The sequence below is a fragment of the Lacinutrix sp. Bg11-31 genome (assembly GCF_002831665.1).
Lineage (GTDB): Bacteria > Bacteroidota > Bacteroidia > Flavobacteriales > Flavobacteriaceae > Lacinutrix.
This window is the reverse complement of sequence record NZ_CP025118.1, coordinates 669,676-684,114: the sequence shown is the minus strand read 5'-3', so window position 1 is coordinate 684,114 and position 14,439 is coordinate 669,676. Positions and strand designations below refer to the sequence as shown.

Annotated in this window: 12 protein-coding genes; all 12 read right to left on the bottom strand. The window is 31.2% G+C overall.

What is annotated here, in order from left to right; translation table 11 throughout:
- Positions 1–15 precede the first annotated feature (15 nt).
- Positions 16–1,080 carry a phosphotransferase enzyme family protein gene (locus tag CW733_RS03185; RefSeq protein WP_100995624.1) on the bottom strand — a complete coding sequence of 355 codons (1,065 nt, stop codon included), beginning with the start codon at positions 1,078–1,080 and terminating at the stop codon, positions 16–18.
- 2 nt (positions 1,081–1,082) lie between these two features.
- Positions 1,083–1,994, bottom strand: a complete 912-nt coding sequence (locus CW733_RS03180; protein ID WP_100995622.1) for a sugar phosphate nucleotidyltransferase — start codon at positions 1,992–1,994, stop codon at positions 1,083–1,085.
- Between the two features lie 231 nt (positions 1,995–2,225).
- Positions 2,226–3,227: an NAD(P)H-dependent glycerol-3-phosphate dehydrogenase gene (locus CW733_RS03175; protein ID WP_100995620.1), complete on the bottom strand. Its 1,002-nt coding sequence runs from the start codon at positions 3,225–3,227 to the stop codon at positions 2,226–2,228.
- Between the two features lie 4 nt (positions 3,228–3,231).
- Positions 3,232–6,462: an HAD-IB family hydrolase gene (locus CW733_RS03170; RefSeq protein ID WP_100995618.1), complete on the bottom strand. Its 3,231-nt coding sequence runs from the start codon at positions 6,460–6,462 to the stop codon at positions 3,232–3,234.
- Positions 6,463–6,468: 6 nt separating this feature from the next.
- On the bottom strand, positions 6,469–7,650 hold the full coding sequence (locus tag CW733_RS03165) for an alpha/beta fold hydrolase (RefSeq protein ID WP_100995616.1): 1,182 nt from the start codon (positions 7,648–7,650) through the stop codon (positions 6,469–6,471).
- Positions 7,651–7,665: 15 nt separating this feature from the next.
- Positions 7,666–8,595 carry an alpha/beta hydrolase gene (locus CW733_RS03160; RefSeq protein ID WP_100995614.1) on the bottom strand — a complete coding sequence of 310 codons (930 nt, stop codon included), beginning with the start codon at positions 8,593–8,595 and terminating at the stop codon, positions 7,666–7,668.
- 3 nt (positions 8,596–8,598) lie between these two features.
- The gene (locus CW733_RS03155) at positions 8,599–10,437 is read right to left on the bottom strand and encodes a wax ester/triacylglycerol synthase family O-acyltransferase (RefSeq protein ID WP_100995612.1); all 1,839 of its coding nucleotides are present in this window, start codon (positions 10,435–10,437) and stop codon (positions 8,599–8,601) included.
- A 196-nt stretch (positions 10,438–10,633) separates the two neighbouring features.
- Positions 10,634–11,944, bottom strand: a complete 1,311-nt coding sequence (locus CW733_RS03150; RefSeq protein WP_100995610.1) for an AarF/ABC1/UbiB kinase family protein — start codon at positions 11,942–11,944, stop codon at positions 10,634–10,636.
- 7 nt (positions 11,945–11,951) lie between these two features.
- Positions 11,952–12,602 (bottom strand): TetR family transcriptional regulator C-terminal domain-containing protein, encoded by a 651-nt coding sequence (locus tag CW733_RS03145; RefSeq protein ID WP_100995608.1) that lies wholly within the window; start codon positions 12,600–12,602, stop codon positions 11,952–11,954.
- Between the two features lie 139 nt (positions 12,603–12,741).
- Positions 12,742–13,032, bottom strand: a complete 291-nt coding sequence (locus CW733_RS03140; RefSeq protein WP_157811529.1) for a hypothetical protein — start codon at positions 13,030–13,032, stop codon at positions 12,742–12,744.
- A gap of 28 nt (positions 13,033–13,060) precedes the next feature.
- Positions 13,061–13,900: a hypothetical protein gene (locus CW733_RS03135; protein WP_100995604.1), complete on the bottom strand. Its 840-nt coding sequence runs from the start codon at positions 13,898–13,900 to the stop codon at positions 13,061–13,063.
- 106 nt (positions 13,901–14,006) lie between these two features.
- Entirely contained in the window at positions 14,007–14,282 is a 276-nt protein-coding gene (locus CW733_RS03130) for a hypothetical protein (protein WP_100995602.1), read from the bottom strand.
- Positions 14,283–14,439 lie beyond the last annotated feature (157 nt).

Below are 14,439 nucleotides of genomic sequence, written 5' to 3'. Positions count from 1 at the left end.
TCTTGTTAATCTTTTTTAAAATACTAACTTTTCAGAAAGACTTTCTATTAGTTTAAACTGGTTTTTTGCTCTATCTAAATTATGATCAGGATACCTCGTTTTATAATAAACATCATTATTTAGATAATCTGTTAAAAAGCGAAGTGCCATAATAAAAATCATTGTTTTTGCAGCTAAAGGCAAATACTCTAGTTCAATTGGAGATAAAGAATATTTCATTTTTTCTATAAAGCCTTTTTTAAACGCTTTATAATAGTTTAAATTAAATTCAACTTTAGATAAGTCTTTCTCGTCCTCTGCTGTAGTATTACAAATAGTTCTAATAGCGTCACCAAAGTCGTAATGTATAATTCCAGGCATTACAGTATCTGTATCAATCATGCAAATACCTTTTTTATATTGATCAAAAAGAGCGTTAGATATTTTTGTATCGTTATGAGTTACTCTTATAGGAATTTTACCAGCTTCTTTTAGCTCCTGAAGAATATGCATCTCTACTTTTAATTCATCTACAACACTTATATATTTTGTCGTCTTTTTTAATCGCTCTTTTGAGGCATTTGTTAATGAAGAAACGTATTGCTTGTAGCGGAAAGACATATCATGAAAATCAGGAATAACGTCTATTAATTGACTACTATCAAAATCTGAAGTTAGGTTTAAAAATGTTCCTAAAAGCTTACCTCCTTCATAAGCTATTTCTTCATCTTCAACAACTTCATATGTAATACTATCATCAATAAAAACCATTAAATTCCAATAATTCTCATTTTCCTTATGATAGTAGAATTTTGTATTTTGTGCTTTAACAAAGAGCAAAATTTTGCTACTTAGTTCTTGTTCTGAAAAATTTGGAAACTTACTTTTTATATGGTTACTTATTAGGACTTTATTATTTATTAAACCTTCAACGTCTATAAAAACATGATGATTTATTCTTTGTAAAACGTACCTGTTACCAAAATCTGTGTTTATTAAAAAAGTATCGTTAATATGACCTGAATTTAATTCGGAATGACTAACAAAATTAGATTTATGATCAAAAGCATTAAAAATGGTTTTTAAAAGATTCGCTTCCATAATTAGTTCCACATTTTTGAAGGATACACTCCATTTTCTTTTAATTTATTAATCTCTTTTTCAACCTTATATTTATCATCAATATAGGTAACTCCAAACCATTTTGAGTCTGATTCTAATACTTTAACCGAAGCCACTTCTGTTGTTATCATATTATTAACAATAGCTGGTAAATAGAACTCTGCCTTGTTACTATTTTTATTCTCTTCCAAGAATTCTAAAAATAATTTATCGATAAACTCAAAACACTTAGGTGTAAATCCCCAAATATTCATAGAAACAGTAGTGTTTTCATCAATAGAAATCATTCCTCCTTTTCCGTCTTCTCTTTTTAATGCTCCATCAATTCGTTCTATTCTAACACGTTCGGTTACATCTATAAGAAAGTCTTTAGTATTAACTGTACATTCTCCTCGCGAAACATAGCCATTATTTGAAACCGTATTTTTTAAAGCGTATGCTACCATACAAAAATCGTAGCTATCTTTTTTTGTATGTTTTAATTTTTCTGCTATAGCATTAAAAGCTTGTCTACCATAAAAATCGTCTGCATTAATTACAGCAAAATTCTCTTTAATAACACCTTTAAGCATTAACAAAGCGTGTCCTGTTCCCCAAGGTTTTACTCTCTCTAAGTTTATATATTTTTCTGGAACATTTTCTAACTCTTGAAACACATACTCTACTTCTAATTTCCCTGATAGTTTCTTATTAAAAATGGTTTTAAACTCTTTCTCTAGAGTTTTTCTAATAACAAAAACTATTTTACCAAAGCCAGCTTGTATTGCATCAAATAAAGAAAAATCTATAATAGTATCGCCTTCAGGAGTAAATGTATCCATTTGTTTTAAGCCACCATATCTGCTTCCCATTCCTGCTGCTAAAATCACTAAAGTTGGTTTATTTTCTGTCATAATTACATAAGTTTGAGAATAATCTTAGTTTCAGCATATAGCCTATTTCGTTAAAAAAATTAGCAATTCCTGGATGACTTAGTTGTATTTTAAAGAAATAATATTCTTTAAACCAATTCAATCTTCTTTTTTAGGAAAACAATTTCTATTTTTTTTGAGCTGAAAGCTGAAGAAAAAAAAACATAAAAAAACTATCTAAATTAAGTTGTGTAAAAACCAATGATTATAAATTTATCCTGGCTCTTTCTCAGATCCACTCTCCAATTTAATTAAGCCTCTAAAAGCATCATGAACAGTATTACCTTCGTAAAGCACTTTATATACTTCTCTAGAAATTGGCATATCTACCTTATAATCTTTGGCTAATTCCATTACTACTTTAGCCGTTTTTACACCTTCGGCCACTTCATTCATTTCTTCAATAATCTGCTCTAAACTTTTTCCACGTCCTATTTGAAAACCTACATGGTGATTTCTACTTTTAGAACTTGAGCAAGTGGCTACTAAATCTCCCATTCCTGCAAGTCCAGAAAACGTTCTACGTTTTCCTCCCATTGCAGTACCTAATCTTGTTAATTCAGATAGGCCTCTTGTAATTAAAGCTGCTCTTGTGTTATCTCCTGCGTTTGCACCATCTCCCATTCCTGTCGCAATTGCCATAATATTTTTTAATGCACCTCCAAGTTCACAACCTATAACATCGTTATTGGTATACACTCTAAATAATCCAGTGCTAAATACTTGTTGTAATTGTTTAGCAATGGTTTTATCTACCATAGCTATTACTGCTGCTGCAGCTTGACCAGAATGTATTTCCTTCGCTAAATTAGGACCTGTTAAAACGCCTGCTGGATGACCAGGAAGTTCTTCTTCAATAATCTGCGTCATGCGCATTTTGGTTGTTAACTCTAAGCCTTTAGACAAACTTACTATTGGAACCCAAGGTCTAATAAACGGTTTTGCAGCTCGTAATACTTCTCTAAAATGTTGGGATGGAATTCCCATAACAATCACATCTGCGTTCTTAACTGTATCCTCAATAGAACTTGATGCTTTTAGATTTTTATGTAATTTGGCTCCTGGTAAATATTTAGAGTTTGTATGCTCTTCATTTATTTCTTGAACAGATTTTTCATTTCTAGCCCATAAAATAGTCTCATTATTTTTTGCAGTTAATGATGCTACTGTAGTTCCCCAAGATCCACCTCCTAAAATTCCAACGGTTAGTTTCATGTAATTAATTTTCTAATTCATTAAGATATAAATTTCTAACGTCTTCAATATGTTTATTGATGTTTTTTAATTTCCAAAGTGATGTATCTACAGGTTCTAAAACCACGACTTCAATATGAGTTGGCTTAAACATACTCGTTCCTTTAGGCATTGCCATGTAGGCGTTTTTAATTACAATAGGAATAATTGGAACTCCTGCTTGCATAGCTAAATGAAATGCTCCCTTTTTAAAAGTACCTAAGGTTTTACTTCCGCTTCGCGTTCCTTCTGGTGCTATTGCAACAGAAATACCACTTTTTAATGCTTCTACTGCTGGTTGCATGGCTTCAATAGCTTTTTCTTTATTCGCTCTGTCTACATAAATAGCTCCTAAAGCTTTAAAAATTGGGCCTACAGGTGTACGCTCTAATTCCTTTTTTGCAATACCTGTAAAATCGTGTCTTATTAGTTTCATAACTATAAAGAAATCTGCTGCGCTTTGATGATTAAAACAAAAAACCGCTGGACGTATTTCTTCTAAATTATGCTTTCCTTTTACTGCAATTTCTAAACCTGCCATTTTAGAACCTAAATCTCCAATACTTGAAAAAGTAGTATTTGCAGCCTCTTGCCTAGATAGCGTTATTGCTCCTTTTATTATTCCTTTAAGAGCTGAAGGATAAATACTGGCTGCTGCTAATGCTGTTCTAAAACCATTAACTACTGGTTTTCCTACGGGTTCTTCAAACCTTAAAATTGGCCAATTGTTTTCGAATGCTACTTGCGATAATTTCTGATCTGGATTAGTAGCTACTGGATTTCCAACAATTTTTAATAGTGGATAATCTTCAATACTATCTGTATAAAAATAACTTTTTGATAAGTCTGTATTATTCTTTTTTGCAAATTTCCTAGCTGCTCTAGCTTTACCTTCTCCCCAACACATTTCGGAAACACGACCAGTAAACTTACCATTACGTAATTCCATTTCGGTAGCATAAATATCTTTAATACCTAATGCTTTTGCGATAGGTTCAATTTGATATGTCGTTGCTGCCGAAATAATAACAACCTTATGCCCTTTTGCTATATGTTTTGCTATTAATTCGCGAGACTCTTGGTAAATAGTTTCTTCTAAATAATCAATAAAAACTTGTTCTCCTAATTCTATAAATGCAGATTCAGCAATACCCTTTACACCAAGCGCTGCCATTTTAGTAAGTACTTCAAAATCTCTATTTCCAGCTGCAAAAGCTAAAGCTGTTACAAATTGTGTTAAATATTCTTTGGCTGTTGTTTTTCCGCTAAACAAACGTGTGGACATGAATTTCTTAGCTGAAAAATCATTGATTAACGTTTTATCCATATCGAAGAATGCCGTGATATGTGGACCTTCTTCTATAATCGTTTCTTGGTTAACTTCGTCATTACCAGAATCTGGAACAACACCTTGCTCTGAAGCTTGCGCGTTCAATCCTTTTTCATCTAGAACAGTTTCTATTTGTTTTAAATAGAATAATCTTTCCGATAAATCTTCTAATTGATTTTTCCAATCCACTAAACCATCATAGTTTATGACTCTTTCTACTGGGATTAAATTAGCATTTTTAGCAAAACGAAGTGCATTTATTAAAAAAGGTTTAGAGACACTATCCAATCGTGTTATATTTGATTGCCAATGCAACTCTTTCCCTTTAAACATTGCTAAATCGATGAAGTCGTTATCTTTAAACTCATCATCTGTATCCCAACTATTTAGTGTGTGACAAACTATTTTATCTGCTTCTAAATACGATAACAAAATGGCTCGAGAAACGAATAAATCTTGCTTTTTTAATAACCCAGAAATATCTCCTTTTGGATTTGCTAAAATCCTTCTCCAGTTTTTATCAAATCGTAATAATTCAGCTTCAATTTCACTGCTAAATTTTGGTTTATTAGTGTAGAAAAATTCAAACTTAAATAAGTTACGAAGTTTCATGATTTCTTCCCAAAAATGGGTGATTCTATTTGCTGAAGTGTCATCTTTAATTTTCACCAAAGCCATTTCTATAAAAGCTTGGTGGTATAAATGGCCAGATGCCATATTTGCATAATAAGTTGCTGGTAAATATTCGGTTGAAACCAAACTATATTGCGCCTTTTGTCCTGCTCTACTCTTTTGGATTATTCTTGCACCTTGTAATAAATTTAAAGCTTTTTGAATTGTAACTCCAATCTTATTACCACGATCTATAAGTACATCTTCCTTCTTTTGGCCAATATATGCCATTAATCTATTAACCTTAAATTCGATTTCTCTTTTAGTTAAAGCAAAATCATTTAATAGCGTATGGCATACCAACGAAACTGTTGTTACTGGTGTAATTGCATTGGCTTTGTGAATTAACTCAAAAGCAAAACGTGGTAAGGTGTTTTTGTCTGCATAACTATCTTCTTCCATATCTGGAATAATAGCTTGCTGGTGTTCTTCTATCTCAACTGGTTCTCCAAAACGAATAGCTGCACGACCATAATCGTTACCTAATTTTTTTATGTAATTAACTGCTTCTTTTACGTTCTCAGACTTCTTATCTTGTCCTTTTCCTTCTTCTGTCATTTCTTTAACATCAGGAATTAAATCGTAAACAATAGAAACTGGCACATATTTTATAGCTCTTGAACTTTGCAATTCTCCTTCTTTAATATACTTTAATATTCCCATTTTAGGGTAAATAATTTTACCTGTTCTAGAACGTGTACCTTCAATATTCCAAGTTAAATGATCTCCTTTATCTATAATTGTAGATATGTAATGGCGTAAAGCTGCTTTGTAAATTAAATCGTCCTTAAAACTGCGGCGAATAAAAATAAGTCCTGCGTTATTGCCTAGTTGTTTTAAGCCTGGAAATGCCAAATTACTACCTCCAAAAGAATATGGAATTGGCATACCATATCTTGCTAATGTAGATATTAGAACTAAAGTGTCTAAATATGTTTTGTGTGTCATGATGAAAGCTACAGAATTTCTCTGCATGAGTTTCATCAATTTTTTTATGCCTTTTGGATCGACATCAATTTTATCGTTATAAGCTCTAGACAATATATAATCAAAGCCTTTTACCGACATTAATTTTGCCATAGGATGCTGCTGTGCGTATAGTTCCTTAATACACTTGGCGCCTTGCTTTTTTACTTCTTCAAGGTCTAAATCTTGCTCCTTTGCAATTTGTTTTAAAACTTCTTGAAATTTATGATGTTCAATAATATGATCCATAACTTATTATTTAAAGCAGTCTACAATTGATTTTTTAGTTTGAAATGCTTTTCGTGCTTTATTCCAAAAATTAGGATATAAAAACCGTTCAATATTTGAACCAACATCTCTTATTTTTTTGCCTTGCAAATTAGCACTTAGCATATTGGCTGTAACCAATAGTACACTCACATTTGCTCCCATTCCAGAATGGCTTCCAAAAACTTCAATGTTTTTTATATTCTCTCTATAGGTTTCTGCTTCCATGCAATGTTTCCAAGGTACCAAACCATCGGTTTTTGTATAAATACAAGTTACCGGAATTGTTGGTATTGGTTCTAACTCTGCTAAAAACCTCTCGTTTCTTTCTTTTAAAGATTTTCCTCTAAAAAATTCCATCAAGCCATATACTGGTGTTTTCATATCCATAACTCCCCAAATTGGTGAGCCAATGGTTAAAATTTGCTCTACTTGATCTGGATGTCTATTTGCCATTATTTTTGCAAAAATGCCACCACCACTCCAACCAACAATACTTACTTTCTCTTGATGCTCTTGATAAATGTCTGCTAATTTCTCTTCTAATCTTGGTATGTAGTGCGACTTAACCATATTAAACCCTAACTCCCATTTATACGTTGTAAAACCTAAAGATTTTAAATATTTTCTAACAAATGTTGTAGAAGAATCATCTCCTAAATAAGGAGGAATTAACAATACTGGTTTTCCTTTACCATCTATGCGTTTTGGTATAAATGGATACAAACAATAAATAGACGACCATTCTAATAGTGAGCGACTTTCCATAACCATATTAAACAATGGTGGAGAAGGTATTTTTTTATTAACTACTGCTATTTCTTTTTGAAATCTTTCTATTATTGAATTGGTGTATTTATATTCATCTTGATCATGGCCTTCGGAAATTGAGCTACCTACATTTTCTAAGATTTTTACCAATGTGATGTAATCTCTATTTGGACCTAACTCGTCACAAACCAAAATAGTTTCATCAAGTAATTGTTCGATGATATTATGTTCGTCTTTATCTATTTTCTTAATTAACGCTTTGGCTTCTTTCTCCAAAGGATGTTGTTTAAACTGAAGCTTTGTCAACTTTTTAGCTTCACTCATGGTTAAACCATTAAGTGTTCCTAGAGCAACTGTTAAGCGTGTAAAAATTCGATATATAATTTGGGTTTCTTCCATTCTTATTTTTTAATCTTAAATACGTGTATTTAGCCAACTTATAACTTCTTTTTTAACTTCTTCGGCATTGATTTCGTTTAACATCTCGTGTCTTCCGCCTTCATATAAATTAAATGTAAAATCATTTAGACCTCTTTTTTCGTATTGCTTTGCCACACGTTTTACGCCTTTTCCCATTTCGCCAACGGGATCTTTATCTCCTGAAAACATTAGGACAGGCAACTCTTTTGGTGTTGCTATAAATGCTTTCGACTTATTTAACGTTTTAGAATTTTTGATAATATCTAAAAACACTCCAAGTGAAAAATCTTCTATACGATACGGATCTTTAGCATAAAGATCGACTTGTTTTTCATCACTACTAATCCAATCAAACTTTGTTCTATTGGGTTTAAATTTCTTATTAAATTCTCCAAAAAAGAAAGATTTTAAGAATTCGTTTCCTCTTGCTCTTCCGCGAAAAGCTGTAACTGTTGTTGCTGTTACAAGCCCTATATTCCCTAATCCTTTTATAAAACTGGCGGTTCCAGATAAGATTAAAGCATCTAATTCGTTTCCATATTTAAGCACATATTTTCTACTAAAAAGCGATCCCATACTATGTCCAAATAAAATGAATTTAGTTTTAGGGTTTTCAGCTTTCATTAGGTTAGACAATACATACATATCTTCTATACAGTCGTCAAAATATTCCTTGCCATCATAAAACCCAAATAAGCGTTTCATTTCGGCAGTTTTACCATGCGCTCGATGGTCGTTTGCATAAACAGAATAGCCTTCTTCTTGTAAAAGATGTGCCATATCATCATATCTGCCAGCATGCTCTCCTAAACCATGTGCAATTTGCACCAAGCCTTTAAAAGCCACTTTTGGGCTGGCTTCCCATTTATAATAACAAATGGATTCTCCATCTGTAGATTTTAATATATGTGTATTATAGTGCATTAATTATCTTTCTAAAAAGGCAGTAAGTAATTTCATAAATTTTGTTTTACTTGCTGCAGTTCCTGTTATTTTTATTCTTCCTTGTATTTTTAATTCCTCTAAAAGCAACTTGCCTTTGTATAAAGCAAATAAATTTTCATCTTCAATTTCAATTAAAACTTTAGGAGCTAAATTTTTCTTTTTCTTAATAACCGCTACTGGTTTTGTAAGGTTTAATTCCCAACCGTCTGTTCTATCTCCTAAATCTAATTGTATTTGGTATAAACCTTTATAAGCTTTAACAAATTTAGGGTTCTCTTTTAAGTACTTTTTTAAAGCTGTAAAGAAAGGTGCACTTTTACTTTTAACTTGTTTTGTTTTACTTGTCGATTTACCTTTACCAAGGTTTGTAATGTGCTCTTCTAACTCGTTTGCAGATTCTCTAATATATCTAGAAAACACATCTGCATCTGGCATTGTTTTAGAGTCTGAAGTTGTGGTAATACTCACTTGACCATTATAACTAAATGCTGCTATTATTAGCCCAAAACCATCTACAACAGGTGTTAAACCAAAAATAGAAACCACTTTATGCCCATTTAAGTACAATAAACCTCTTGGTCCTGGAACATTGGTAATCGTGACGTTAAAAGGTGGTCTGTGTAGATCTTTAATATTGTATTTACTATATAATCCAGCAGCTAAATTTGCCAAACCAAAAGGCACAACATCTGCCATTTTAGCTAAGGTTTTTGCTCCCATAGTATTGTGTCTAGATTTCCCTAACATGGTTTGTTCTTGAATATATTCTAAACGCTCTAATGGATCTTCGATATGTGTTGCCAACTGAATCATCATGTTAGCAATTTGATTATTCATTTTTGTGCTGTTTTCTGTGCGAATAGAAATTGGAACATTTGCAACCAAAGGATGTAATGGTAACTTTTCTTTTTCTATTAAATAACGACGCATAGCTCCTGCACAGATGGCTAAAATAACATCGTTAATACTTCCTCCCATTGTTTTTCGAAGTGCATTAATACGATCGAAAGATAGAATGGCTGTTCCCCAAGTTCTTTTTGCCGAAATAGAACCATTAAAAATGGTAATTGGAACTGGAAATTTTGTAGCACTAAATTCCTTTTGAATACTTAGTTTTTTAGCAGCTCTACTTTTAATAAAACTGTAAGCAGTCTCTGCAACTGTTTTTGGAACTTTAAACGGGTTTTTAAAAAACGCGTACCCACTTTTTAACAATAAACTAAGTTCGTCTGGTAAAGGTTCAGGGTTATATGCTTTTGGTTTAGAACGTTTTTTCTGCTTGCCGTTTTCATCACTATCATATAAAACGCCAAGTAAACCAACGCCAGAAGTACCATCAATCATTACATGATGTATTTTTGTTATTATGGCAACAGAGCCTTTTGGTACTTGTGCAATTTCGTCTATGCCTTCAATAAAATGGACAGACCACAATGGTCTTCGCAAATCTAAAGGTGCAGAAAATAATGTAGAGGTTAAATCTCTTAAGGTTTTCCAGTTTGAAGGATCTGGTAATTTAATACGATTTAAATGCAAGTCTATATCAAAATTAGGATCGTCTACCCAATAAGGATAATCTAAATTCATTGGTACATTTAGTAATCGTTGTCTAAATTTTGGAATTAAATGTAATTTTGAAGCAACAATATCTTTAAAATCTTCGAACTTTAAAGAACCTTCTACAATGTTTAAGGTTGCCACATGCATAGGACTTGTAGGTGATTCTGCATATAAAAAAGCTGCATCAGAACCTGAAATCTGCTGTATTGAAGAATCGAATGCGTCTTGCACAATATCCTTTAAATCAATTTTTTTCGCCATTATTAATTACTTGTATTTTATACTCTTATTTTAAAAACTTGTCAATTCTTTAAATCTAAAGTGAAAAATTAATGCTTTTATTAAAACAAACCACTAATCAAAGTCGTTTTTTCACAAGATACATTATTTACACAAAATACTATGCACGCATAGCATTTTAATTTCACACACCAAAGAAAATTTGTAAACTTAGGTTTTACAGTGTTTTATAATTATTGATTTTTATATTTTTTGATTGTAAATCGAACATTAAATTAAACAATCCAAAAAAGGTTCTATTTAAATAGATAAAATGTTTAGAGCCTCTATTAGCATTCATTTTATTAGATCTTGTACTTTTAAAATAGCGCTCACCAATTGCTGCAATTTTTTCAAAAAATTCTGAATTAGAAAAATCGAAAGTTTCCTCGCGAAATGGTTGTGTGAAAAAACTTAACACATCATGAAACATGTTGGTAAAAAACTTAATTTCTTCAGATGAATCGTCTTTTCTTAAAATTTCTAATTTTAATAATTGATTGTGAAATAATTTAGGATCATCAAGAATTTCTTTATTAAACAACTCGAAATAAGGTACGTAAAAATCTTCTGGAATTATTTTCATGCAACCAAAATCGATAGCTATTAGTTTTCCTTCTTCAGAAATTAAAAAATTTCCAGGATGTGGATCTGCATGTACCTTTTTAAGAACATGCATTTGATATAAATAAAAATCCCATAAAGCTTGTCCTAATTGGTTTGCAAGCTCTTGATTGGTATTTATTTTTGCAAACTCGGAAAGATGAATCCCTTCCATCCAATCCATAGTTATAATTTGTTGTGAAGAATACTGTTGATAATATCTTGGAAACTCTAAATTAGGAATACTTGAACACGCTGCAACTACTTCTTTACTTTGTTCTATCTCTAACAAATAGTTTGTTTCTTCTAGTAGCTTCCCTTCTACTTCTTTAAAATAGACTTCGGAATGTTCGCCTTTTATGTTGAACATTTTCATAGCTATTGGCTTTACCATTGCCAAATCGGACAAAATACTATCTGCAACTCCAGGATATTGAATTTTTACAGCTAACATTTTTCCATCTTTTTCTGCTTTGTGTACTTGTCCAATACTTGCTGCATTTATTGCCTCTGGATTGAAGGTGTCAAAAATTTCATTTGGAAATTTACCAAACGATTTCTTAAAGGTTTTCATTACCAAAGGAGCAGATAATGGTGGTACAGAAAATTGAGATAAAGAAAATTTTTCTACATAAGCTTGTGGTAAAATGTTTTTCTCCATGCTTAGCATTTGCGCTAATTTTAAGGCAGATCCTTTTAAGTCTTTTAAACTATCGTAAATATCTGTAGCGTTAGATTCGTCTAAACGCTCTTTGGCTTCTTCTTCCGAATTAACCATTTTGTCACCATAATACTTAAGATAATTTACGCCAACTTTTGCTCCAGTTTGCACGAGTTTAGATGCACGCTGAATTTTAGAAATTGGTATACTTTTTAGTGTTTTCATATTTAGCCTATTTCACTTTTTCTTTATATAAAAACTTCGCCAAATCTATTATATTATTAAAAGACTTGGTATTTATCAATTCGAAACTAGTATTTATTGATTTTTCTATAAATATATCTGTTTTTTCAAATTCATCAGAAGTATCATCTAGCCAAAATTTCATGGTGAATAACAACTGAACCCAAGATGATTCTCTTATTGTTTTTTTCTGAATATTTTCAATGGCATCTACATTTAAACTTATAGTTTCTAAATCTAATTCACTAATAAACGCAGAAAAGCTACGTTTAAATCTTGAAAATACTGAAAGTGCTTTTAGCTGATTTTCAAAGCCTTTTAAATTCAACTTTATAAATTCTTGATTTAAGGACAGATTCTCGAAAAAGGTATAATACAAACTTAGTAGTTTGTCTTTTTTAGTAAATGATGTATATTCTGGAGTTTGCTTTAAAATAGCTACCGAATTATCGAAAAGCAGTAAATAAATATCCTTTTCTAAATCTTTAAATGAAGTAAAATGTGTGTAGAATAATTCGTCATCAAAATGATGTGCTTTGGCAAAATCTGAAACCGATTCTGGTTTACTATAATGTTCTACCACATAATCCATGTAGAATGTAACTATATCTGAAGCAGAAATTTTCTTTTTCTTGGCCATTAACTAGGTATTTGTCCTTAAAAATACAAAAAGTAAAATCGAGTTTACCGTTTTAATGTACACTAAATTTAAAAACAAAAAAACCAAGCTTCACATGTTGTGTAACTTGGTTTTTAATAGTCAATTTAAAAATCTCTAATTAAGCGATAAGCTTAGTAAATCTTTTTTTGCTAAGTTTTGCATGTTTTTTAACACCTGCTAAAGCGGTAAAAACTAAGTCTTGATTTGTTGCTGCTATTTTTAAGCTATCTTTAATTGCTTTGTTAGCAACCGTTTGCCATTGTTCTGCAACAATTATTCCTTCAGAAACTACATCTTCTGTTGTATTTAGTGCATAATCATTAGCAGATTTTGCAACTTTTTTTGTTTTGCTAAGTGCTTTAAATACCATCGTTTTTGGTGCATCTAACATTGATTTTTTTGTGCTCATATCAAATTACTTTTTATAAGTTATTGAATTATTTTTTTACTTCAGTTTTTACTTCAGCAACTTTAGCTGCTACTTCATTTTTAACCTCTGTTGCTTTAGCTACAGTTTCTTTTTTAACAGCTGTTGCTTTTTTAGCTACAGCAGTTTTTGCTTTAGGAGCCGTTTTTGTTGCTACTTTAGTAACAGCTTTTTTAGTTGCTGTTGCCTTTTTTGCTACTGTTTTCTTTGGTGCTGCTTTTGCTACAACTTTAGTTGCTTTTGCCTTAGTTACTGTTGCTTTTTTAGCTACAGTTTTTTTAGCTTTAACCACTTTTTTAGTTACCTTCTTAGTTACTTTTGCTTTTGGTGTTGCTTTAGCATCTTCTATAATAGCTTCGCCTTTATCAATAATTTTTGAAGCTTGCTCTAACACATCTCCTTTAAGTTCATTAAACTTAGCCATTCCCATTTTCTTAATACCGTCAGTAGCTTTTTCTGCTTTTTGAACCATTGGGCTTTCAGTAATATCTTCAACAATATCCATAACTTTTTTAGCTACAGGATTGTTTAAAGCCATGTCTTTAGCTTTCTCAATCATAGTTGCATCGTAACCAACTAAGTCTTTCATTTTATCTGTTCCTGTTACAAACTGGCCTTTTACAGCTTCAGCAGTATCAAAAAACATATTAATTTGTTGTTCTCTTACTTTTTCTGACTTCTTAATTAACTTAGAAGCTAATTTTTGCCATTTTTCACCATTATCTACAACAGTATTAATTGTAGCTATAGAAGCATTAACTAATTCTTTATTAATTTTCTTTACAACGTTAGTATCGTTTTTTACTTTACTTGTTGCTTTTTTTGCTACTGTTTTTGTTTTAGTTGCCATAATATATATTGTTATTGTAATGTTATTTTTAATTCTGGTACAAACATACAATCAGTGAGTTACAAATGAGTTGCACTTGAGTATGTGTTCCTTTTTATTTCTAAAATTATTTAGACTTAACTAAAAACTTTACTGCTTTATCTTTTACAGTTTCTAATGTATCGAATACTAAATTTTGATTTTTAGCTGAAACTTTTAGCCCTTTTTTAACCACTTTAGAGGAAAGCCCAATTCCTTTTTCGGTTAAGTCAATAGATTTTGTTAATACCTTTTCAGTAGTTTTTAAAGCTATATTGTTTGCTTTAGTAGTTAAACCTAGTACTGTATTAGTTGTTGTATTGATAAGGGTCGCTTTTGCTTTTTTTGTTTTAGTACTAGCCATAATATATAGTTTTAATGTGTTGTTTAATATTTATGGTACAAACGTACAATCAAGTAGTTACAAATGAGTTGCAAACTGAAGGATGAAACTGTTTTAATCTGAAAAATTAGAAGAAATACTAGTAAACATTAACGTTTACAGCATATTATTTTTTTGA

Coding starts and splice junctions, on each gene's coding strand:
- CW733_RS03185 (WP_100995624.1), bottom strand. CDS start 1,080: ATGGAAGCGAATCTTTTAAAAACCATTTTTAATGCTTTTGATCATAAA.
- CW733_RS03180 (WP_100995622.1), bottom strand. CDS start 1,994: ATGACAGAAAATAAACCAACTTTAGTGATTTTAGCAGCAGGAATGGGA.
- CW733_RS03175 (WP_100995620.1), bottom strand. CDS start 3,227: ATGAAACTAACCGTTGGAATTTTAGGAGGTGGATCTTGGGGAACTACA.
- CW733_RS03170 (WP_100995618.1), bottom strand. CDS start 6,462: ATGGATCATATTATTGAACATCATAAATTTCAAGAAGTTTTAAAACAA.
- CW733_RS03165 (WP_100995616.1), bottom strand. CDS start 7,650: ATGGAAGAAACCCAAATTATATATCGAATTTTTACACGCTTAACAGTT.
- CW733_RS03160 (WP_100995614.1), bottom strand. CDS start 8,595: ATGCACTATAATACACATATATTAAAATCTACAGATGGAGAATCCATT.
- CW733_RS03155 (WP_100995612.1), bottom strand. CDS start 10,437: ATGGCGAAAAAAATTGATTTAAAGGATATTGTGCAAGACGCATTCGAT.
- CW733_RS03150 (WP_100995610.1), bottom strand. CDS start 11,944: ATGAAAACACTAAAAAGTATACCAATTTCTAAAATTCAGCGTGCATCT.
- CW733_RS03145 (WP_100995608.1), bottom strand. CDS start 12,602: ATGGCCAAGAAAAAGAAAATTTCTGCTTCAGATATAGTTACATTCTAC.
- CW733_RS03140 (WP_157811529.1), bottom strand. CDS start 13,032: ATGAGCACAAAAAAATCAATGTTAGATGCACCAAAAACGATGGTATTT.
- CW733_RS03135 (WP_100995604.1), bottom strand. CDS start 13,900: ATGGCAACTAAAACAAAAACAGTAGCAAAAAAAGCAACAAGTAAAGTA.
- CW733_RS03130 (WP_100995602.1), bottom strand. CDS start 14,282: ATGGCTAGTACTAAAACAAAAAAAGCAAAAGCGACCCTTATCAATACA.